A 19,242-nucleotide genomic window follows, 5' to 3' on the forward strand; every position below is an offset into this window, starting at 1 on the left:
ATGAACTATGATTTGGGATACATAGACCTGGAGCAGAAAACTCTGCAAACCATCGACACACCGTTCGGCTCCAGTGTGTTACCCATGTCATAGGTACAAGCTGTTACCTATGTCTCCAGGTCGGACAAAAAATGTTATGGCGCGCCCGGCAGGATTCGAACCTGCGACCTACGGATTAGAAGTCCCCTACTTTTGGCATGAAATCAACATGTTGGAGAATTATTTTCTGTCTACCCTTGATGAGAGAATCAACGACTTAGGGGCGATTTGTCTAACCTTTTCCCATGGGAATAACCGCCTGTTGTTCTCATTACGTTCTCACGATAGCATGAGATATGAGATACGAGGTCAGGCTGATAGAGCGCGCTCTGAAGGATTCACGTGCTATCGTGCGCGGAGCAGATACCAGGAAGGCTGCTCAGCAGGTTTTGAAAGAGATAGAGCGGGATTATGAACTGGTGCCGAGGCGGTCTGGCGGGCACAACACAGGGACAATGGCTGATGGATGATCTCACAGCAGAGCAGATGGATAAGGAAGTGTTGCAGGCGCTCAGGGATCTGGCGCTGTGGGCTAGTGAGGAAGTGGGTGCAGAGCCAGAATGCACGCCTGGACTGGCAAAAGCCTTGGCGATCATTGAAGCTGTTGACAAGGCTCAGCCAGACCTTGTGCTCGGAAATACCAGCCAAGAAGCGCTTGATGGTGCGACGGTAAGGGTAGTCTACAAATAGAGGGCTCCGCTGATTACCGCCGCGTCCGCCAATACCCCGGAAAGCAGATCTTGTGCAGGCAGGAAAACGGCCACCGCTTCGGACTGACCGGCACAAAGCTTGTCAGTCCAGGTGGGATATCCTCGGTCACATGTGTTCTGAAGCCCAGATTCGGCGACTTGGTGAACACCAGTGAACCGCGATAGCCATTCCGGCGCCAGCGGAGGAAGCCCTTACAGAGGCAGTTGCCCCACTCGATCGGCCCCTCCCCCGCCACGGCTTAACCCTCCTGCCCTGCCTCTTCCCAGAGCGCGTTTGCGGAGTCGAGCCGGGTGCGCACCTCGGCCCACTCGGCCACTATTTCCTCTTCGGTCTTCTCGCCCTTCTCAAGGGCCTCAAGCGCGTCGAGGGCAAAGCGGCCAAGCTGGATCAATGCCAGGATTGTTTCAGGATTCATCACGAACTTCCTTTTCAATAAAGATCATCTGAATAAGCCCGGCCTCCACGACCGCCAGCAGGTCATCGGTAGCCATAACCTCGCCGCTGCAAGCCTGGTTCAAGATGGGCCGTGCCTGCTCTACGGTGGCCACCTGATCGTCAGAGAGGCGGTCTGCAGCACGGAAGCCCGCCAACGACGTCAGGGTGGCTGTGTAGCCCCTGCAGGCGATCAGCAGGCTTTCCTGGGTGGACAGGCTGGACGACGCGCAGCCGGCCAATAAAAAAGCCGCCCCGAAGGCGGCTGCTATCACGCTGTGTTTCATTATGTTACTTACTCCTTTTCACCTATCGGTGTGGTTGTCATGGCGCGCAAGACGACATTGATAATGCCTATTGCCGAGATGATTCCCGCCGCAACCGTATCCAGATCCTCGGGCGGGATCTCAATGCCAAAGACGGCCCCAATGGCCGCGAGAGCCATCAAGACGTTCATCACGACTGTTCGATAACCTTTCATCTTTCATCTTCCTTCGCTTCTGTCGGCAATGAGCCGGTCTACTTTGTCTTCGATTCGGTCCGCACGTTCGTCCGTGTGCTCTTTCACCTCTTTGACCATCTGACGGATATCGTCCTTGCAGACGTACTTGTGGGCCACGTGCAGCTTGTGGCCCGATAGCTCATTACGCGTGGTGATTATCAACTTAAATAGCCACGCAATTGTTGCGGCCAGCCCTCCGCTGACCCACATCCACAAATCACTATGTTCTTTCACGAGTCCTCGCCGACTACCTGTTATGCTGAGGGGCCAAAGGCTTCCGCCATCAGATCCCTGACTAATTTCCTCGGATGAATGCCAAAGCGCTGCGCACACCCGCCCATGAACCTCAGAACGGCGACACTGGTAACGCCCGCTTTTTGAAGGATGAGCACCTCATCAGCACGGATGAAAGAGCGCGGAGGCATTTCATTGTAGGCATTCATGAAGGCTATTGCCCGGCTGCCCGTGAGATAAGCCAGGACACTAATGTCGGCGGGCACCTCGGCCACGATCTGACTCGGGGTCTTACACGCTGGCTGCGCCACGACTGGTGCTGGCGGTGGCTCAGGCACCGGTGTCGTGCTGCATGCGGACAATAAAAAAGCCGCCCAGAGGGCAGCCAGTACGCCGAAGATTTTCATGGGTTCCTCGCTAACTGTAGATGATGACAATTTCGCCAGCATCGAAGAGCGCCACGCCGCCCGGAGTCGTCACCAGTATGTTGGTCAGTGGGCCTGACAGATCGATTGAGCCCAGTAGAAGAGTTAGGCTAGAAAGGCCTGCTACGCCGATTGAGCCTGAAAACTGCCAAAAATTAGAATCTACGCTGTCTCGCGACAGAACGACTGTTCCATTAAGGGAATGCGTTGCTAAAACGAGACTTTGGCGAACGAGGTGCAGGCCGTCCGTCTCGAAACTGTTCGCGCCCCCCGCAGTAGCGTTGCTGTCGTAGCCGGTATCGACGGCACCAGCAGTCGGTCCCACCCTGATAACAGGCCCCTGCCCATTCGTGTTGGTGCTCACGCCCTTAGGGCGGATCTCGATCCGGGTTGCTGTCTCCAGATCCGTAAGATCGTCCGCTAAAGTGACTGACGTGCCCTCTGTCGTTGCCTTTTGGAAGCGACCCTCTACAGGGGTAGAGAAGGTGTGAACGACAGCAAGATTTGACGAACCGTCGTAAGAGACTGTGCCGATACGCCGCTTCTTGTCGTAGTTCGTCGGCATTGTCGGGTTTGTGCTGCTCAGTGAGAAGAGACAGTCCACATTGCCGGTATCAGTTCGCTGGATCAGCCAGAGGTGATAAACCGTGTCTGCTGTCGCTGATCCTGTATCGAGCCCCCCGCCTCCCGATCCGACAGCCCAGGCAGCATCAATGCGCTTTACCAGATCCGTGTCCAGGATCATGTTGACTGAGTTGTTGTCATCCCGCGCCGATCCTGGACCTATGGTCACGTCATTGGCGGGATCTCCTGCATCTGGACTGGCAGCAAAGCCTGCGAGGTAACTGCGAGGAAGCGGCGTGTTTCCAGGCGTTTGAGGGAGGACGTGCGCATACCACTGCGTGCCGTTAGACCGGAAGGTTGCGAAGTCCCACTGGCCGGGCAGGCTCAGGTCAGACGCTCCATTGATGGTCTCTGACCCATCGGCATCTACTGTAACCGCATTCAAGCTTGGGTCGATTTTTCCGATCGGAACTTCAAAACCATTCCCCGCACTGGCAGCTGGCGGCAGGGTGATGGTAAACGGTGCTGCCGTGGCATCTGCAACGAACAGCTTGCCGTCGTCACTCACCCCCACCGGCGAGGTCGTAGACACCGCCACCACTTCCTTGGTGGTGGCAGCGGGGGACCGCACCGGATCGGCAGTATAGACCGTCACATCAGCCGAGGTTTTGAGGATAACCTTGTAGTCCTCATTCTTCAGGAAGATGTCGCCAAACCGGCCTGCCGCATCGGCCACGACCGGATTTGTGTTCGCAACTGTCAGAGCGTCATCGGAAAAGGTATCGTTCGGCGTGCTGGTCTGCGTTTCATAGAAAAACAGCTTCGCGCCTGCGAGCGGTTCGCCGTTTGAACCGTACTCAGACTCGCGCGGAATGGCAAAGCGTCCAGCCATTATGCTTCCTTTGCAAATTTAGGTGTCATTTTGTAGTGGCGCGCACGGGCTGGTTGCCCATATGCTGAGAGATGCTTTTTGACAACTTTTGGTATATTGCCGCGCCAGCGGCGGTTATTGCCTTGTTCTACTTGAAGAACGGCCCGGTTTTTGCCGCAAAGGTGTTCGCCTGCTCGTTTATCGCAGTCACTGTCGGCATGGCCATCGCCCTATAAAATATCCGGGTCGTAGGGGTCAATTGGCGCATTCATCGAATTAACAAGCGGCCCCGCACCCCGCTCCATAAGTCCGCGCATCGTGTTAAGTGAAAGCCCGGACTTGGGTGCCGATCGGCCTGTAGCCGCCATGGCACGCAAAAGCATAACATTGTCCAGGGCGGCCTTTTCGGCACCTTTCTGGGCCATCGCTCCAATGGCAGGGGCCAGCACAGCGCCAGCTGCGGCACCTACAGGGCCTCCGACCGCACTGCCTGCTGCACTGCCTCCTGCAACGCCAATAGAGCCGCCTAAAAGATTTGAGCCTCCCTGTTTGTCAAAGGAGAGTTTCCCAAGCAATCGCATGAGCTTCTGGTCACTGGACCCGCCTTGAGCAATTTCCTCGATTAATTTGACTTCGTCCTTGGTGAATCCTCGGGTGCCACCCTTGCGATTGATGAGTTGCCGAAAACCGATTCTAACCCCATTCTCAAAGCCACTCGCCTGGCGCCCAGCCTTTTCAATGATATCCTCGATAATCTCAGACTTCTTAGAGCGGGCATAGAGTGAGCGGAACTTCTTCAAGTTCGCCCCAGCCTTCGAAGCATCGCCCGACTTGAGATCTTTGGGCTGCAGCTTCTCGACGTAATCATCCAAAGCGCGCTGCATCATTCCGGCTATGCGCCGGTCGTCGCTCAGTTCTTCAGCCGTTGTTCTCTGCGCCTGTCCGATCAAACGGCGGAATGTCTGCAGCCTATCGAGATCAGGCTCCTGCCCCACCGCTTTCTCAAGGCGGGCAAATGCGGCACTGGAGCCGGGGTGCAGCTTGGGGTCCAACTCATTCATGCGAACGGTTGTCTCCATGCCTGCCACCAGATCTGTAAAGCTGTCCGGATTTACCTGAACACCTGACTTGGATGCCGCGTCCTTGAACCTGACACCTTCTGCCCGCAACGCCTCAGTAGAGGGCGCATCACGCACAAAATCCGATCGCTTGGCCGGCGCACGACCCTGAGAGCCTGGGATAGCAAAATCCAGGGTGAATCCCGCAGCATCGTCAGCCGTGTATGCGCCGCCCTTGGCAGCGTGCCCCGGAAGCAATGCCTTCTCGGCGATGTCCTTCAGGAATCCCGGCACAGCAGGAACAATCGGCCCATCTTTGGTGCGGCGCCCCAACGGCAGAATGTTGCCTCTGCTTTCAAGATCCTCGAAGGCATAGGTTTCGTCCGCGAACTCCTGGAGTGTCTTTGCGCGCGGGCGCTGCTCCTGGCCTCCAAACTCCCGCTGCAATACCGGCTGGACGCGGCCCTGCACTTGCTCAGCGGTCATGCGGTCAAGAAAGCCGGGATCGTCGAACGGATCGATCAAACCGCCATTCTGAACCGCTTGCGGAGATACCGGGGCCGCACCCATGTTGCCCAGCGTGGCCGGGTCATCAAAGGGATCGATCAGTTGACTATCAGTCATACTTCGACTTCCAGAGATCCAGGATCTGTTCCTGTGTCGCCCCCCTGTTCACCCGCATAACCTCTTTTGCGAACTCGTGGAAAAACACAGGCACACCTGATTTCGGATTTGTGCCGACTAGCGGCGTCTCAACCTTAAACTTATCCCAGGCGGGTCCCGCTCCGTCATAGGTGCCGTTTGCTGCAAAGTGACTTTCGTAAAACCTCCTCTGCTCGACGGCACGCCGCTCCAGAGCCTCTGCGGACCTGAACAGAAAATCATTTGCTTCAGGCGTGTTCCCAAGCCTTGCCAGAGTCGCCTCAATGCGGGCGGCGTCGTTCTCGGTTTGCGGACCCTTCTGGGCCTGCATCTTGGTTAAAACTAGGTTGTTCATGATACCGGTGAATGCCTGCGCGCTGGATGCTTGATCTAGTCCGATCGCCTCCGGCTCAAAGCCCAACGCTCGCGCGTATGCCCCGATGGCGGCCTTCATAGGGGCGGCAGCACCTGTCTCGACCGGTATGGCACGAGCAATAGCCAACTGCTGTAATGTTTGCTCGGCAGCAGAGGCGCGCTCAGAAATGGCTGAGAAGTTCTCCACCAAAAACTTGCCGCGCTGTTTCTGCTCTTCCTTCTCCTGCGTGCCCAGATCAATATCGGTTTTTCCTGCCTGGGCGACCTGCATCTTCTGCTTTAACTCGGCGTCGGATAGAAGCTTGGACTTGGGTGCAACAGAGGCAACCGGCGTACCGTCGACATTGAAGCGCTGCTGGCCCTGACTGAGGGTAAAGCCCTCCTGTGGCGCCATAATCGCCTGCGACATGGCCAGAACGTTCGCGACCTCATTCGGATTGTACACCTCAGGGATATCGTTAATGCCGATCCTCAGCAAACCCTGGCGAACAGCAGCGTAGCTCTGCGGGTCTTTCACATTCTTGAATGATCGGTTCAAAATCCCCGCTTCTTCGATCTCCCTGGCCCTTGTAGTGGCGTCCATGTTGCTAAGGTAGGTGCTGGCATCGAATGCCATCTTGGGGTTCACCTGAGCCGCCTTGGCCACCATAGCCTGTCGTCCGGCAGGATCGGTCGGCATGCCGTCTGCGAAGCTCTCGGCAAAGGCAGCGTTCGCCTTTTGCAGCCGGTCACGCTCTTTCATCTCCGACATGGCGTTTTTGATCTGCAAGCCCTTGCCGATGGAGCCTCCGACATCAACTGGACGAACCCTGAGAGCGCTCATGTTATTCTGCATAATCTCTTCCTAACGCATCGCTTCCAGGGTCAGGTAATTGTTGATCCCCGACGTCAGCCCCGATCCCACGCCCGCATAGCCGCTGCCCCGCGCCTGAGCCGCATTGAAGGCGTTCGTGCCTGCCCGGCCTGCATAGGCATTGCCCGCCGCCACACCGGTGTTCGTTGCCACCTGACCGACGCCTGCCATCGAAGACAAACGGTTGAAATGGCGGTCGTAATCATCTGCTGCGACATTCTGGCCAAAGCGGGTCAGCTCCTTGGCCTGCCTGCCGCTCATGGACATGCCGCGCGCCGATCCGGAGCGATCGTAGGCCTTCTGACCCTCACGCATGCGGAAGTCATGGCCCGGCGAGGCAGTGTAGGGCTTCGAGCCGGTCATGTAGATGTCCCGCATATCCCGCAGCGCTGCGGTCCCAATAGTACGGTATGGCTTCAGATCCTTGCGGTTCTGGCCGTAGACGAACTCGTTGAAGCGCTGCGCACGATCGGAGCCGCTGGCAGCCTCCTCCGCGGCAAAATAGTTGCCGCCCGCCTCAATAACCCCTCCAATGATGGGCGCGTAGTCCTTGACGGCTGAAAACAAGCTCATGGGTCCGGCTCCGGTTCCAAAAAAGACACCTCTCGCAAGGCTGCCAACAATTCATCCAGCTTCGCAGCGATGACCGCTACCTCAAACTGTTGCGGTGGATCACTGATTGTTACACCCGTGTCGGTAATGCGAGACATTCTAGGCTTATCCACCCGGTCTGCGATGGCCTGCAGCAAGCCCAGGAGAACACGGTTCTGGCCTTCCAGGTTCGCGGGAATCCGGATTGGCTTCGTAAGCTCGGTCATAGTCCGTTCTGCTCCATCTCGGCGTAGGCTCCCAGAACGATGCGCCCCACCGGGTCTGAAATAGCAACCTCTAGAACCCGTTGACGGAACTGCCCCAGCCCATCCCAACGCGCACGGCGCTTGTAGCGCCCCTTCCTGCCCATCGAGCGCCACTTTTCATTCGACCAGGTGTGCCCGCCGTCATCGGAGTACCGCAACATAATCTGCGGGTCGGAACCCTGGCCTGTCGTCAAACCAACGCCACCCTCTACGTCGATTACAAGATTGTTCATCGTGGCTGACATTGCTTCAGCCCACAGGGGCGGAGCAGCAGCGCGGGCAATCACACAGTCGCTGCCCTCAGTTCCGGAACGACCCATGTCCAACTCGTAGATCATGCCGCTCTGATCATCCCCGACGAGCAATCGGTCAAATGCCGTCACAAATGTGCTGACACGGTAGTCCTCGCGCTGATGAGACGCCCGCTCATGCCATAGTCCAGTCGCCACATCATAGACGAAAGTGAAAACGTTAGGCTTCTTAAGCACATAGAAGGCGTGACCATTTTGCGTGTAGGCAAATGATGTCAGGTCGCCAAGCCCGAGATTTTCAGTCAGAACCTTCTCGATCGCATGCGTTGAGATCCGGCGCGGCGTGTAACCCTCGGCCCGATAGACAATTCGGTCGTCACCGACCCAGAACAAGGAATTGTCCAGGTTCTGAACCGACGCAGCCGCAATGCAACCCCGTTCCAGGTAGGCGCCGCTGGTGCGTTCGAACGGGAAATCTACATTGCCCGAGTTGTACCAGATCTCCGTTGAGGTCTCGCCAAAGAGCCAAAGTTCCCGGTGGTCCTCGGCAGCTGTCACAAGCCCGTCCGGCGAGCCCTCGGCTGTCGCAAACTCAAGGGCATCGTAAGCCAGCCCATCACGAAGACCGGAGATAAAGAATTGCCCCGAGTTTGGCCGCGTGAAGACAAAATAGCCGTCGAGATGCTTGATCGATGATGCCCCGGTGTAATCCGCATCGTTGACCTGCGTCAGGCTCGTTGCAGTGGCCATGAAAAGGTCATCAGCCTCAGTACCCGTCAGAATCCCAACCTGAAGGCCGTTGTTGTCCATCTGGACCGGGCCAGTGCCTGGAATGAAGCCTAAGTTTCTCGTGTCTCCGTTGCTTTCGACCTTCCAGAGCGCTGTCCCTGACACAACGTAGGCAGAGCCCTTCATATTGTGCATGCCCCGGATCGGCCCGGTTCCCACCTCCTGATAAGGAGACAGTCCAGGCGTCCCGAATAGCGCATAGGGCGCCTTGGAGCTTGCTGGCGCGGTTTCCGGATAGAGATTGACCAGCCTTTGCGCTGACAGCTCTACCGATACCGATTGATACGACTGAGTCGCGAAGGGTATGCGCGGCACTACAGACCCTGCGCCTGCCTGCGTTTCTGAAGCTTGGCCATCATATTGACGCCCTCGGCAAACCCCGGCCCCAGGATATCGGTTGCGTCGGCTGTCAAGACCTGCTCGTGCTCCTGCAAGAACGTTTCGACATCACCGCGCAGCTCACCCGGAATCAGATCCTCAGAGACGTATCCGCCTTCGTGATAGCCTGGGCTGTCTCCGCGACCACCACCGGCATTGTTACCGGAACCAGCACCCTCGCCCGCTTGACCGCCAAAGCCGCCGCTGCCGCCGCTTGGACTGCCACCGCCACCTATTCCGCCGCCGCCTCCGCCCCCAAAGCTTGAGCCTGTCTGACCGCCATAGCTCAGACCACCGCCAACCGCATAACCGCCAATTCCATACCCACCCGTTGCAGGGCTGGGCTCTGGTGCATTGGGGTGATCATAGCCGGTGTCAAAGCTGCCAGCAGGCGGGCCAAAGTCGTGGTCGCCGATGCTGTAATCGCCAATGGTGTCGCGCGTGCCGTCTGCGATCTCCTGGATCTCGCGCATAAACCGGGCGCGTTCCTCGCGGTCGCGCATATCCCTCATGTTCTTTGAAAACTGAGGCGTGCCAGGGAGGCCGAAAGACTGTGGGTTTGTCGGCCCAATCACGCCAGGCACGCCAAAGTAGTCGGCAGCACGTGTGATATTGGTGGCGAGGCCGAATCCAGGAACCTGCCCCAGTGCCGAGAGGATATCTTTATCCAAGTCGCTGAGTGTGCCCTGCGACCTGAAGCCCTGTGAATCCTCCGAAGCATGGTCCGGTCCGCCGCGCCCCTCATCAACGCGTGGCCGATAGCCATAGTCCTCTTCAAAGAAGAAATCATCCGGCACCGCCTCACCCAGATAGCCATCCAGGCCAATGTCAGCCGGAGCCGCACCGCCAATGCCGCTTGCGGAGCCCGGAGCCAGCGCAGCCGGAGTGCCCGCTCCGCCACCCGCCGCACCCGGGTCGAAAGCATTGGCCTGTTGCGCAGCTATCTGCTCAGCGTAGAGGAAGGGAACCTCGCGCGTCTGAGCCTTGCCAGAGATCGCATAGGCGCGCTTGCCGCCTGGACTGAACTCGCGCATGGCGTTGTTGAAGGCTCGTCTAGCCATTTTTGATGTTCCATCCACTGGAGTAACGGGAAAGCCGGTTCTGCAAGGCTCTGTCGGGCCGCAGTGTGCCGACGCGCCGGTAAGCCGCCTGCAGGATCTTCAGAGAGTCCTGCGCCTGCTTGGCCACCTCTGGTGTGAGAAGTGCGCTGTAACCAGGTGCCAGCCGAACCGCCAGAACGTATCGGACATGCTCGTGATGCTCTCTGGGCAGAGGCAATTCGTCAGTAAGGGCCAAATCCGCCCAACCCACATCGGCGCCGGCTCCGACGAAGCCGTGCATCATGTCGTTGAACTGCTTAAGCCCCTTCTCAGCCTGATAGGCCTGCATGTCGCCGTCTTCGATATCCAGCACACGCAGAAGCTCCAGTGCGCCTTGGACAGTATCCCGTGCGGTCGTCATCCGAGATCCCTCCGAAGCTCGAAGCGACCGGACACAAAGCCGGATGGCATATCGCTGTAGCTCATTTCGCCTTGGTGCCGATAACGTGCTGGCGTGATGTTCTGGGTCTTTTCACCGCTCACGGTCATCTCCCATTCACCCCGCGCCGCATCGGTCTTCACGATTCCATCGCTCTCGGTGACGGTCAGAAGTGTTTGCCGCAGATCCTCGGACCCCAGGCGCCAGACCATGACATCATTGGTGATGTTGATGCGTTCTCCAGTCTCCTGGTCCCGCGCCACTCCACGAACTTTGAATGTCTGGCCGCGCGTCACACGAAGGTTTCGCCGCATGTCTGTTCCTAACTGGCCTATCCGTTGTGTTTGAGCGGGACTGAGCGCAACAACATCCGCAGCCGCTGACACCGACGAGATTGCATCTACCGAAACACCGGTTAATGGTGGCGGCGGACCAGCAACGTCAGCCGCCGCTGATATCGATGAAACCGCATCCACAGAGACACCGGCCAAAGACAGCGCCGGCATGTCGCCGGCGCTGTAGCTGTCGTTCAAGGCCTCCATGAGGGCCTGTCCGTCCAGCGCGAAGTTCGCAAGCGTCTCTACGCCGAACTCCAGCACGCCATCACCTTCTGGCGTGACCGAAATAGGAACCCCGAATTCTTCCTGATAGTACTTGTCCGTCAGGCCCCGTGGCGTTGCCGATTGTGGGACCGAAACAGTTGTGCGTCGTGCGTTCAGGTTGTTGTAAAAACTCAGATTGGCATTGCGGTTCACATAGAACAGCGAAGTGTCAACCGTCAGCCGCCCGTGGTAGTCCAGCACCGCAGAAAGGGCGTTAGCAGTATCCAGCGTGATTGCGTTTCGTGTTGCAGTGATGACCTGGAGAAGCCCCGGTGTCGTGCCCCCAGGCCAATCCCTATTAGTGTCTTGGTCGCGCTGGCCATTCTGTAGCGTCCCCCGCATGGCGCCGCCCCAGACGCCGGAGGTGTTCACCATCAGATATACGTTGAATATGAAGCGATCCAAAAGCTGGAGCGCTGTCGGACTTCCAGCAAGAAGATAGTCCAGAGACCCCTGGAGCATGAAGCTGCCCTGCGGCTCGCTGGCATGCAGGCGCCCAAGCAATGCAACTCTACGCTTCGAGGTGCCATCCGGGTTGGCGTTGAGTGACGTCACGCGCAAACACAGCAAATCAAGCGCCGGAACCGCAAGCGCGTCACCATCGCGCGTTGTTGCCGCCGACTGGCCGTAAGTGAAGTCATTCCCGACGAAGGCCACCGCGCTGGGTGGCTCAGTGACTAAAGGGCTGCTTTTAACGCTGTCCAGCCAAGCGCGCGCTCTTGTGTGCGGGTACTCCGGCCTCGTGCTGACATAGACGCTGTTTTGGTTGAAGGCCGCGTTGTGCGAGGCAAGCTGGAAGCCTCCAGACACCCCGCCATTGTTGTTCATCTGCTGCCAAGTCGGGTTCAAATCCCACGGCGCATCGTAGGTGTACCAAAGCCTCCAGGTGCTCGGGAAACCGCTCTGAAAGGCGGGGATAATGTTCGGCGACGCATTTGTCAGATTGATCTCGAACGTTGGCGTCTTGCCGTTGACGTTATCCAGCCGCCAAAGCATCGTGTAGAATGTTGGGTCCGGCGAGGCGCCCTCAACATTGCGGTTCGGTCTCGCGAAAACCCGGATATTCGGTGTTAAGGAATTCGGGTTCGTAATAACCGCCCGTGCGCTGTCGCAGTTGCCGGTCTCAAAGTCGTCAGCGAGCGTCGTAGCAGCGCCCGCGAGAACATCAGCCGCAGCGCTTGTGGAAGCGACAGCATCCACAGTGATGCCCAAAGGACCACCGACCGCAACCTGCGCGGCAGCGCTCTGCGAAGCAATAGCATCGACAGTTACACCAGCAAGACCAGGCGGCGAGCTTGGCGCGGGGTCCCCGTTGGTCCCAACGCCAAAGACGTCAATAATGTGCCCGGTATTGTTCTGGCTGAAACTGAAGAGCCCAACCCATCCAGCACCGGTAATGGACCCGCCGTCAGCGTCCTCTATGTTCCATGTACCGGGCTCCGGGTCGCCATCGTTCCACATTCGAACGCGGCGATTATTGCCACTCAGCTGGAAGCGCGTCCAGATCCAGGTGGCTCCGGCTGGCGTAAAGCTGGTGTTCGTCGTGCCCTGGCTAAAAGTGCCGTTGATGTAGCCGCCAGCAGCAACGGTTGTGCCGTTATGACCGCCGTACCAGGCATCTTCAGACCCCGCCGCGCCGCTTCCACGCCCCATGGCGCGCACGCCGAAAGGCAAGGAGGCCCGTCGGCCCTTCACCAGGATCTCAACAGCCGCACGGTTGGCGTCGCTGTCGATATCATCCCAAGACAGCATGGAGCGACCGTTTGCACCGGTTCTGACTATCTCCAGAACCTTGCCGCCGGTCACACCAACAATAGCGCTGTTCTCAACCTGCCAAGTAATGTTGGCGGGGACGAATCTCTCAGTCCAATCACTCGGCTGAGCGCCAGCCGTATATTTCGAGAAATCCGTAAAGTATTGGGCCACTGGTCAGGCCTCTTTACGCAGCCTGTTCCGAAAGCGTGAGTGCCGCAGCGAAATCAATCGGGTAGGTGTCGTCGGTGATGTTGTTGTCCACACCGGTATCAATGAAATAGACCAGCGGATCTGCCGGGGTCGTTGGCGTATCGTTGTAGAGCACGATGTACCGCCAGGTCGGCATGGTGCCTGTGACCACGATGTCTCGATCAGCCAAGACAGCTGACCAGACCCCGGCTGTTTGCGTTGAACTGGTAACCGTCACGACAGTTGAGGCGATCGTGCTTTCGGAGACAGTCGTAAGGTTGGCCAACACAGAGTTGCCGACAACAGGAGCATTGGCAGCATTGCAAAAGGCCACCCGGAACGTGTGGGATGACCAGTCATGGACACCGTTGTTTTTGTCCGCGAAGTACTGGTTAAAAAATACTGGAGCGACCATCGTCTACAATCCTCAGAAAAAGAAAGGGCGCCCATAAAGAGCGCCCCGTAGTCAGGGAGGGGTTTGCTGAGGGTTACTGATTGGAGTGCAGCCGGACGGCATGCTGTGGACGCAGCGCCTTGTAGCCATAGAGGACGTCAACACGGCAAGGGAACTGATCATTGGTGATCGTGTAGTCCCGAATAATCCGCATTGAAATGCCGTCGTAGACCTCGCGAGCGGACCAATCGACACCATCAGGCATCTGAAGGTCTGCGGTTGCGAAGGTGAAGGCATCCTGGTGATACTGCAACGACGTTTCAGCGGCGCTGTTCGCAACCCCATTCACCTTGGAGATCGCAGCGTTGTCCGCAGGGCCTGCGTCCACATTCTGGCGGCCGCCATCAGTGACGATCGCCGGAGAGACCTGCAACGCGCCTGCACCAGTACGATCAGCCGTTACGACAAACTGCTGAAGCACATTGGTTGTTGCTTTGGTCTCTGGGTGAACGCGGAAGACATTGGCAATTGTGATCACATCGCCTTTAAGCAGCGAAGTTGAACCGGTATCGATGTTGATGCTCGATCCGGTCTGAGCGGCGCCATTGACCAGATAGCCGGTGGTCGCCGCGGCGGAGCCAGACTGATGACGAGGCCACAGTGTGTTCTCGTAAAAGTCGAACCCGGCTGTCCGGCCCATCATGCCCTCCTTATACTGCTTGGAAATTGTCGCAGTGTCGTTAAAGAGACCCTTCAGGGCGTCGACCAGATCAACGTTGTCCTGAGTGTTCAGGTTAGCCGTCCGCTGGCTATTGGGCGCCAGGTTGTCGGTTAAAAGCTTGCGGCCCTGCAAGACATTGGAGAAGGCAAGCGGGTTGGCGCCCGCATAGACCGTGTTATAGACGTCCTTGTACATCGAGATAGCGTCCGCCTCGATGTTGGCCGCCAGAACCGCCATGGCAGGCTCCAGGATACGCTTGGAGAAGTCCTGCAACGACAGAGTCAGGTCAACAGCGGTGAAGCTCAAAGCAACGTGCTTCTGATTGTTGACCTGCAGGGCAACCGAGGTTTCCTCAGTATCCTGCGTGGTAATGACCGGTCCGTCGCCAACGACGTATTCGTTGGGCAAGCGGATATTCAGCGTATCGCCGATTTTGGCACCGGTTTTGGCGAAACGGTCGTCGTATTGCCGATTGATGGTGCCGATGAAGTTGCACTTCTGGTGAAGCACAGCGAGAGCTTCCCGCGTAACAGCGGTTGGCGTGAGAATCGAATTTGGCATGATAATCTTTCCGGCAGGCCCGGGCCTGCACTGAGATAGGCGACGTCATCACGACGTGGCCGAGTTGCATCATGACATCAGCGGTAGTTCAGCTTTCCAGCTGCCCGTTGCTCCATCCACTGTTCGGTAGAGAGCTTGTCAGGGTTGATGTTCCCCGATGCTTTCTTGCCGCCGATCGGTTTGATGGGCTCAGGTGCTGATGTCGTTTTCCGGGGCGGTGGGTCGTCCTTAACGCTTTCCGCCTTGGCTTCTGCCTGGGCGAATTTCGTCTCTAGACGGCCAATGGCCCGGATCTGTGCCACGGGAGATAGAGCGGCGATCTTCGCCGACTCTTCAGGATTGCTTCCGAGATAGTACTGAACATCAGGTCCAAACTCGGACTCGACCATCGCATCCCGCATGACGGCGGTAATCACCACGTCATCGGAAAAAGCGACATCGTCAAAGTCTTCGTACTTGTCCTGAGCCGCATCTACGCGTTGATGGTACTCCGTAACCAGCTTTTCCTGGTGCTGCTGCTGTCTCTGCGCCTGCGTCTGCTTCTGACGCTGGGCGAACTGCTCCGCAACACGTTGGTCTGCCAGATACTCAACCCGTGCATCGATATAGGCTTCGTATGTCTCGAAATCTTCCTGCTTCGGAGCCGCTGCCGGCTTGTTCTGCTGCTGAGGTTCGGGCTGGGCCTTCGACCCACCACGCTCCGCTAACAGTGCATCCAGTAACCGGTCCCGGTCTCTTTCGGCACGCAGAGCACGACGCTCTGCCTTATTAGGTCTGCGCTTGGACTTGGGGCGGTCTTCGGACTGATCTTCACCGTCGCTCTGATCATCCTCACCTGCGCCGTCATCTTCGCCGGCAGCCTGTTGCGCGTCCTCCGATGGCTCAAGCTCTTCTGTCTCCTGGGGGGCTTCTTGCTCCTCGGTTACAGCGCCTGAAACGGATTCTTCACCTTCCATAAATAGTTCTCCTGATTGTTATCCGTTGGGGACAATCCCCCGGTGGATAAGGATCTGCTGTACGGCAAGCTCCAACGCGCCGGAGCGCATAAGCCGCTCCATCTGCATGTTGACCATCGCCTGCTCGTTTTGAATCTGCTGCCCTTCGGCCTCGGCCAGGGTCTTCTCTGCCTTCGCCTCGGTCTCCATCACCTTGGCTTCGGCTTCGATCATGTCCGGGTCCGGACCTGGCTCTGGCGGCATCTCTTCACCCTGCTCTGGGTCCGGCTCTATCAGCCCCTGCGCAATCATGGTCTTGCGGATGCGCTTGACCATCTCGTCGCCTTCAGGGAGATCTAGGTTCTTGATAAAAAGGTCCGAGATTTGGTTCGCGATCTCCGGATTGCTCTTCATCAGTTCGATCATGGTATCTGCCGACTCCTGCCGCTTCGTGCTGAAGCTTGGCCCGGAGTTGACAATCACATCGTATTTGCCGGTTCCCAGGTCGTTGATGATGGCGCCCGTCTCAGGATCAAGCGCATTCACCTGCATCAGTTCCTCAGTGTCGTCTTCACCCAGAACCCGAATGATGCGTTCGCCATCGTAAATCTTGGGAATCAGGTCTACGAGCTGGCGCCCCGTGTAGCCAATCGACTGGCTGAGGTTGTCCATGTAGACGAACGTGCCAACGTCGCCTTGACGCTCTCGGGCAATAATCGCCTTGCCGCTGGTCTCGTTGGACTGCTGGCCAAGCGCCGCTGGATAGATGCCCGTGACACCGTTCATGTCCTCAAGAGCGATCTGCGCACTCTGAGCCAAGGCAACCGGGAACTCCGGCGTGCGCTCTCGCTTGGGCGGACCAGGGTTTTTGTCATCCGGGTTGTAGAGCAGATACGGCATGTTATCCGTGTTGGCCCGCTCATACAGATCCTCAAAGCCTGCAATCTGCGCTGGCGTCACGATGTAGGGCGCCTTCGGCTGCAGCGAGATCAGCTCCACCATTGCCGAGCGATCGTAGTTGTAAACCCGCTGTGCATCCTTCATGTGGCGCACGATGCCGTGGCGAATCACACGATCGTTGATGTAGGTTTCTTCGCCTATCATCGGAATGATCGGAATGTATTTCCCAGGCCACTTTCGGGGCTGCTCCAGCACCTCAGCACCGTTGATCACAGCCCGCATGACATCATGGCCGTCAACCTCGCGGGTCATCAGCCCCATGCCGAGAGCACGAGAGTTTCCGGCCTGCAATTGCGCTTCAGCCCACTGACCGGCCTCCTCTTCCGCCGCCGCCTTCTCCTCGGCAGTCCAGCCGGTCGAGTCGACCACCCGGCCATCCGGATACTTCGTCAGCTGCTTTTTGACGTCGCGCTTAAACCAGTACTCCGCAACAGTGATGGTCTTGTTCTTGTACCAACGCGTGGACCATTCGCGGTTATGCTCGCCCTCGAAGTTCTCCATCCGGGCCTTCGGCCAGGTCGCCTTGAACTCCTCCTCGCTGTACTCTTCGAGCACAAAGCACCAGCGCGCGTCTTCCCGCGTGACCTCCTGCGCATCAGGGTCAAAGAAGACCGACAGCGGATTGCGGATGCGCCTGACCCAGAGATCCTGATCGAATACGTCATCGCTGGCGTACTCGGTCGTGATGCGCCAGTGGCCTTGTCCACACTTGGCTGTGTTCTCCGCTGCCGTGATGTAGGCCGTCGTGGCAAAGGAGCGCTGCTCGATGTTGCGGATCAAGCCCGTGTAGATCTTGGCTACCTCGGGATCGGACCCGCTGTCGACGGGCCGCACCTTGATTGCAGGCTTGTTTAGCCGGATATCACCGGTTACTTGCCGGATGTACTTCGGAATGTGGTTGAACGTCAGGACCGGGCGGTTGTCTTGCTCCCGCTCCTGTCTGACCCGCTCATCCCATTGCCCACCAATGCGATCAGCACCAGCGAACTCCATGTCGTCAACCATCTGCTCGTGGTTGTTGTCCTCGTACTGCCAGGAGCGCTCGTGCCGCTCTCTGGCCAGCACGAGCAGATCCTCGTCGTTCTTGGGTTCCTTAGGTGGCTCAGAGACTGCGGTGTCGGTGGCGTACTCGGCGGTCATCACGCCCCCTGCCAGCCGCCTGGAAGGCCAACACGACGCCTGCGGACGTATGGCTTGGGCTTAACGATCGCCTTGCGTAGCATCATAATCCCGTACCGTGTTGCCGCCATAAGGTCGTCATACTCCTTCACCACCTTCCCATCCTTGCGGTGGTAGAGGCGGAACTCGTCAAACCAGTCATTCAGATGTGCGAAGACCTTCAGCCTGCCCGTCTGCATGCGCTCCAGCATGTCCATGAGCCCGGCCTCAACGCCGGTGCTGCCGTCTTCCCATTTTGCGTGCTCGTGAAGCATCTTCAGGCCCTGGTCGCCGTAAAGCTCACTCAGGGGGTTGCCGCTGCCTTTATCGTGCTGTAGGCCATCATGCGGCCATGCCCAGGGTATCCAGTCGCCCCAGGGCTTCAGTGCAGCCGCATGGATAATCGGTGTCTGCTGTGCGCTGCGGTAGGCATGTGTGACATAGACGCAGTCCGCGTCGCGATCCCATGCCAGCTTGACCGCCGCTGTCGGATGATCCCAACCGAAGTCCAGTGCGCCAATCTGTGGCCAGATGTCAGGGATCTCGATCGGCTCTTGCGCTACATCCTCATCGGGCACCGGAAAGATGCGCCCGCTGCCGAGGATCGGTATCCCCTTCGCCCGCGCATCCCGCTCATGGGCCGGATAGCTGGCTATGATCTCTTCGCGCTCTTCCTCGGTGTAGTGCTCAGCATCCCAGATGGTCATCCGGGTGACGTGGCGGGACATCAGTGTGCTTTGTTCATCCCGCGCAGCAACGCAAGTGCATCACGGGCCACTTCTTCCGGCCGCAAAAGCGTGGCTGTGCCCGCGCTTTCCGCCTTCAAAACCATTGTGCTCGGTATGATGTTGCCATCCGTATCTCGCTCAAATGTCCAGTCATCAAGCTCGTTTCTTTGGTCCATCAGTCCTTAGGCTCCTCAGTCAGGAACATGCGAACCACCTCGCTCATGCCCAGCAGGGGCGTAAAGGTGATCATCGTGATACCGCGTGTCGCATTTGTCCGGGTCAGGCCTTCGGTGTAGATCTCCTGCGGCGGCTCCTCGTCGAACCAGACGCCGTCCAGGGTTTCGCCCTGCCACTTCTCGCGGCCCTTCTCATACGACTTAAATGCCAGTACAGACTCACCGCCGCTGACATGCTTAACGCGAACGCTATCCAAAGCATCAGCAATGCCGCGAGCGTTAGCAGTATCCACAAGGCAGTCACCAGGGATCGCACCCGTGCCCCAAGCATGCTTCTGTTGCGGTGGTCCAACCAATATGCGCTGCGGGTTGTCTCTCGTGCTCTCACCGGTTACGCCAGAGGCCCAGAGACGCACAGGCCGGTCCCAGCGCCTGCCCTTCCACCAATCCGGATAGCGGCCCGTCAGGTGCATGGCCCACTCGGCACCGCCAGCCCAGGTCTTCCCCAGTTGGTTGCCAGCCATGAACAACCGCTCGCGATGCTCTGCACCGGCGTCGTGGAACTCTCGTTGCTTAGTGTAGGGCTTGTAGAAATGCAGGCGC

At 58.0% G+C, this 19,242-nt stretch carries 22 protein-coding genes; 1 reads left to right on the top strand and 21 read right to left on the bottom strand.

The window, feature by feature from the left end:
- The first annotated feature begins 501 nt into the window (after nt 1–501).
- Nucleotides 502–729, top strand: coding sequence for a hypothetical protein (locus FKG95_RS08925; RefSeq protein WP_142896021.1), 228 nt, complete (start codon nt 502–504; stop codon nt 727–729).
- A 259-nt stretch (nt 730–988) separates the two neighbouring features.
- Here FKG95_RS08925 and FKG95_RS29575 read toward each other — a convergent pair whose 3' ends face one another.
- The 21 genes from FKG95_RS29575 to FKG95_RS09020 form a co-directional block, all read right to left on the bottom strand.
- Nucleotides 989–1,165, bottom strand: coding sequence for a hypothetical protein (locus FKG95_RS29575; RefSeq protein WP_179954008.1), 177 nt, complete (start codon nt 1,163–1,165; stop codon nt 989–991).
- On the bottom strand, nt 1,155–1,469 hold the full coding sequence (locus FKG95_RS08930; protein ID WP_142896022.1) for a hypothetical protein: 315 nt from the start codon (nt 1,467–1,469) through the stop codon (nt 1,155–1,157). The genes FKG95_RS29575 and FKG95_RS08930 overlap by 11 nt, the downstream gene beginning before the upstream one ends.
- Before the next feature lie 8 nt (nt 1,470–1,477).
- On the bottom strand, nt 1,478–1,663 hold the full coding sequence (locus FKG95_RS08935) for a hypothetical protein (protein WP_142896023.1): 186 nt from the start codon (nt 1,661–1,663) through the stop codon (nt 1,478–1,480).
- A 3-nt stretch (nt 1,664–1,666) separates the two neighbouring features.
- Entirely contained in the window at nt 1,667–1,918 is a 252-nt protein-coding gene (locus FKG95_RS08940; protein ID WP_142896024.1) for a hypothetical protein, read from the bottom strand.
- 20 nt (nt 1,919–1,938) lie between these two features.
- Nucleotides 1,939–2,325, bottom strand: coding sequence for a hypothetical protein (locus FKG95_RS08945; RefSeq protein ID WP_142896025.1), 387 nt, complete (start codon nt 2,323–2,325; stop codon nt 1,939–1,941).
- 10 nt (nt 2,326–2,335) lie between these two features.
- Nucleotides 2,336–3,799: a hypothetical protein gene (locus FKG95_RS08950; RefSeq protein WP_142896026.1), complete on the bottom strand. Its 1,464-nt coding sequence runs from the start codon at nt 3,797–3,799 to the stop codon at nt 2,336–2,338.
- Between the two features lie 209 nt (nt 3,800–4,008).
- Nucleotides 4,009–5,460, bottom strand: coding sequence for a hypothetical protein (locus tag FKG95_RS08955; RefSeq protein ID WP_142896027.1), 1,452 nt, complete (start codon nt 5,458–5,460; stop codon nt 4,009–4,011).
- Nucleotides 5,453–6,688 (bottom strand): hypothetical protein, encoded by a 1,236-nt coding sequence (locus tag FKG95_RS08960; RefSeq protein WP_142896028.1) that lies wholly within the window; start codon nt 6,686–6,688, stop codon nt 5,453–5,455. The genes FKG95_RS08955 and FKG95_RS08960 overlap by 8 nt, the downstream gene beginning before the upstream one ends.
- A 9-nt stretch (nt 6,689–6,697) precedes the next feature.
- Entirely contained in the window at nt 6,698–7,279 is a 582-nt protein-coding gene (locus FKG95_RS08965) for a hypothetical protein (protein WP_142896029.1), read from the bottom strand.
- Nucleotides 7,276–7,524 carry a hypothetical protein gene (locus FKG95_RS08970; protein ID WP_142896030.1) on the bottom strand — a complete coding sequence of 83 codons (249 nt, stop codon included), beginning with the start codon at nt 7,522–7,524 and terminating at the stop codon, nt 7,276–7,278. Before FKG95_RS08970 ends, FKG95_RS08965 begins: the two co-directional genes overlap by 4 nt.
- Nucleotides 7,521–8,918: a hypothetical protein gene (locus FKG95_RS08975; protein ID WP_142896031.1), complete on the bottom strand. Its 1,398-nt coding sequence runs from the start codon at nt 8,916–8,918 to the stop codon at nt 7,521–7,523. The genes FKG95_RS08970 and FKG95_RS08975 overlap by 4 nt, the downstream gene beginning before the upstream one ends.
- Nucleotides 8,918–10,042 carry a hypothetical protein gene (locus tag FKG95_RS08980; protein WP_142896032.1) on the bottom strand — a complete coding sequence of 375 codons (1,125 nt, stop codon included), beginning with the start codon at nt 10,040–10,042 and terminating at the stop codon, nt 8,918–8,920. Before FKG95_RS08980 ends, FKG95_RS08975 begins: the two co-directional genes overlap by 1 nt.
- On the bottom strand, nt 10,035–10,442 hold the full coding sequence (locus FKG95_RS08985) for a hypothetical protein (RefSeq protein ID WP_142896033.1): 408 nt from the start codon (nt 10,440–10,442) through the stop codon (nt 10,035–10,037). Before FKG95_RS08985 ends, FKG95_RS08980 begins: the two co-directional genes overlap by 8 nt.
- A complete protein-coding gene (locus tag FKG95_RS08990) occupies nt 10,439–12,814 on the bottom strand; it encodes a M14 family metallopeptidase (RefSeq protein WP_142896034.1) in 2,376 nt (791 codons plus the stop codon). The genes FKG95_RS08985 and FKG95_RS08990 overlap by 4 nt, the downstream gene beginning before the upstream one ends.
- Nucleotides 12,815–13,001: 187 nt before the next feature.
- The gene (locus FKG95_RS08995; protein ID WP_142896035.1) at nt 13,002–13,421 is read right to left on the bottom strand and encodes a hypothetical protein; all 420 of its coding nucleotides are present in this window, start codon (nt 13,419–13,421) and stop codon (nt 13,002–13,004) included.
- A 73-nt stretch (nt 13,422–13,494) separates the two neighbouring features.
- Nucleotides 13,495–14,682: a P22 phage major capsid protein family protein gene (locus FKG95_RS09000; RefSeq protein ID WP_142896036.1), complete on the bottom strand. Its 1,188-nt coding sequence runs from the start codon at nt 14,680–14,682 to the stop codon at nt 13,495–13,497.
- Between the two features lie 77 nt (nt 14,683–14,759).
- Nucleotides 14,760–15,638 carry a hypothetical protein gene (locus FKG95_RS09005; protein WP_142896037.1) on the bottom strand — a complete coding sequence of 293 codons (879 nt, stop codon included), beginning with the start codon at nt 15,636–15,638 and terminating at the stop codon, nt 14,760–14,762.
- An 18-nt stretch (nt 15,639–15,656) separates the two neighbouring features.
- The gene (locus FKG95_RS09010) at nt 15,657–17,717 is read right to left on the bottom strand and encodes a portal protein (RefSeq protein ID WP_142896038.1); all 2,061 of its coding nucleotides are present in this window, start codon (nt 17,715–17,717) and stop codon (nt 15,657–15,659) included.
- Nucleotides 17,717–18,463, bottom strand: a complete 747-nt coding sequence (locus tag FKG95_RS09015; protein ID WP_142896039.1) for a phage terminase large subunit family protein — start codon at nt 18,461–18,463, stop codon at nt 17,717–17,719. The genes FKG95_RS09010 and FKG95_RS09015 overlap by 1 nt, the downstream gene beginning before the upstream one ends.
- The gene (locus FKG95_RS29580) at nt 18,463–18,639 is read right to left on the bottom strand and encodes a hypothetical protein (protein WP_179954009.1); all 177 of its coding nucleotides are present in this window, start codon (nt 18,637–18,639) and stop codon (nt 18,463–18,465) included. The genes FKG95_RS09015 and FKG95_RS29580 overlap by 1 nt, the downstream gene beginning before the upstream one ends.
- Nucleotides 18,639–19,163, bottom strand: coding sequence for a terminase large subunit domain-containing protein (locus FKG95_RS09020; RefSeq protein ID WP_218940140.1), 525 nt, complete (start codon nt 19,161–19,163; stop codon nt 18,639–18,641). The genes FKG95_RS29580 and FKG95_RS09020 overlap by 1 nt, the downstream gene beginning before the upstream one ends.
- Nucleotides 19,164–19,242: the final 79 nt, after the last annotated feature.

It is taken from the genome of Denitrobaculum tricleocarpae (assembly GCF_007004665.1).
GTDB classification, from domain to species: domain Bacteria; phylum Pseudomonadota; class Alphaproteobacteria; order Kiloniellales; family Kiloniellaceae; genus Denitrobaculum; species Denitrobaculum tricleocarpae.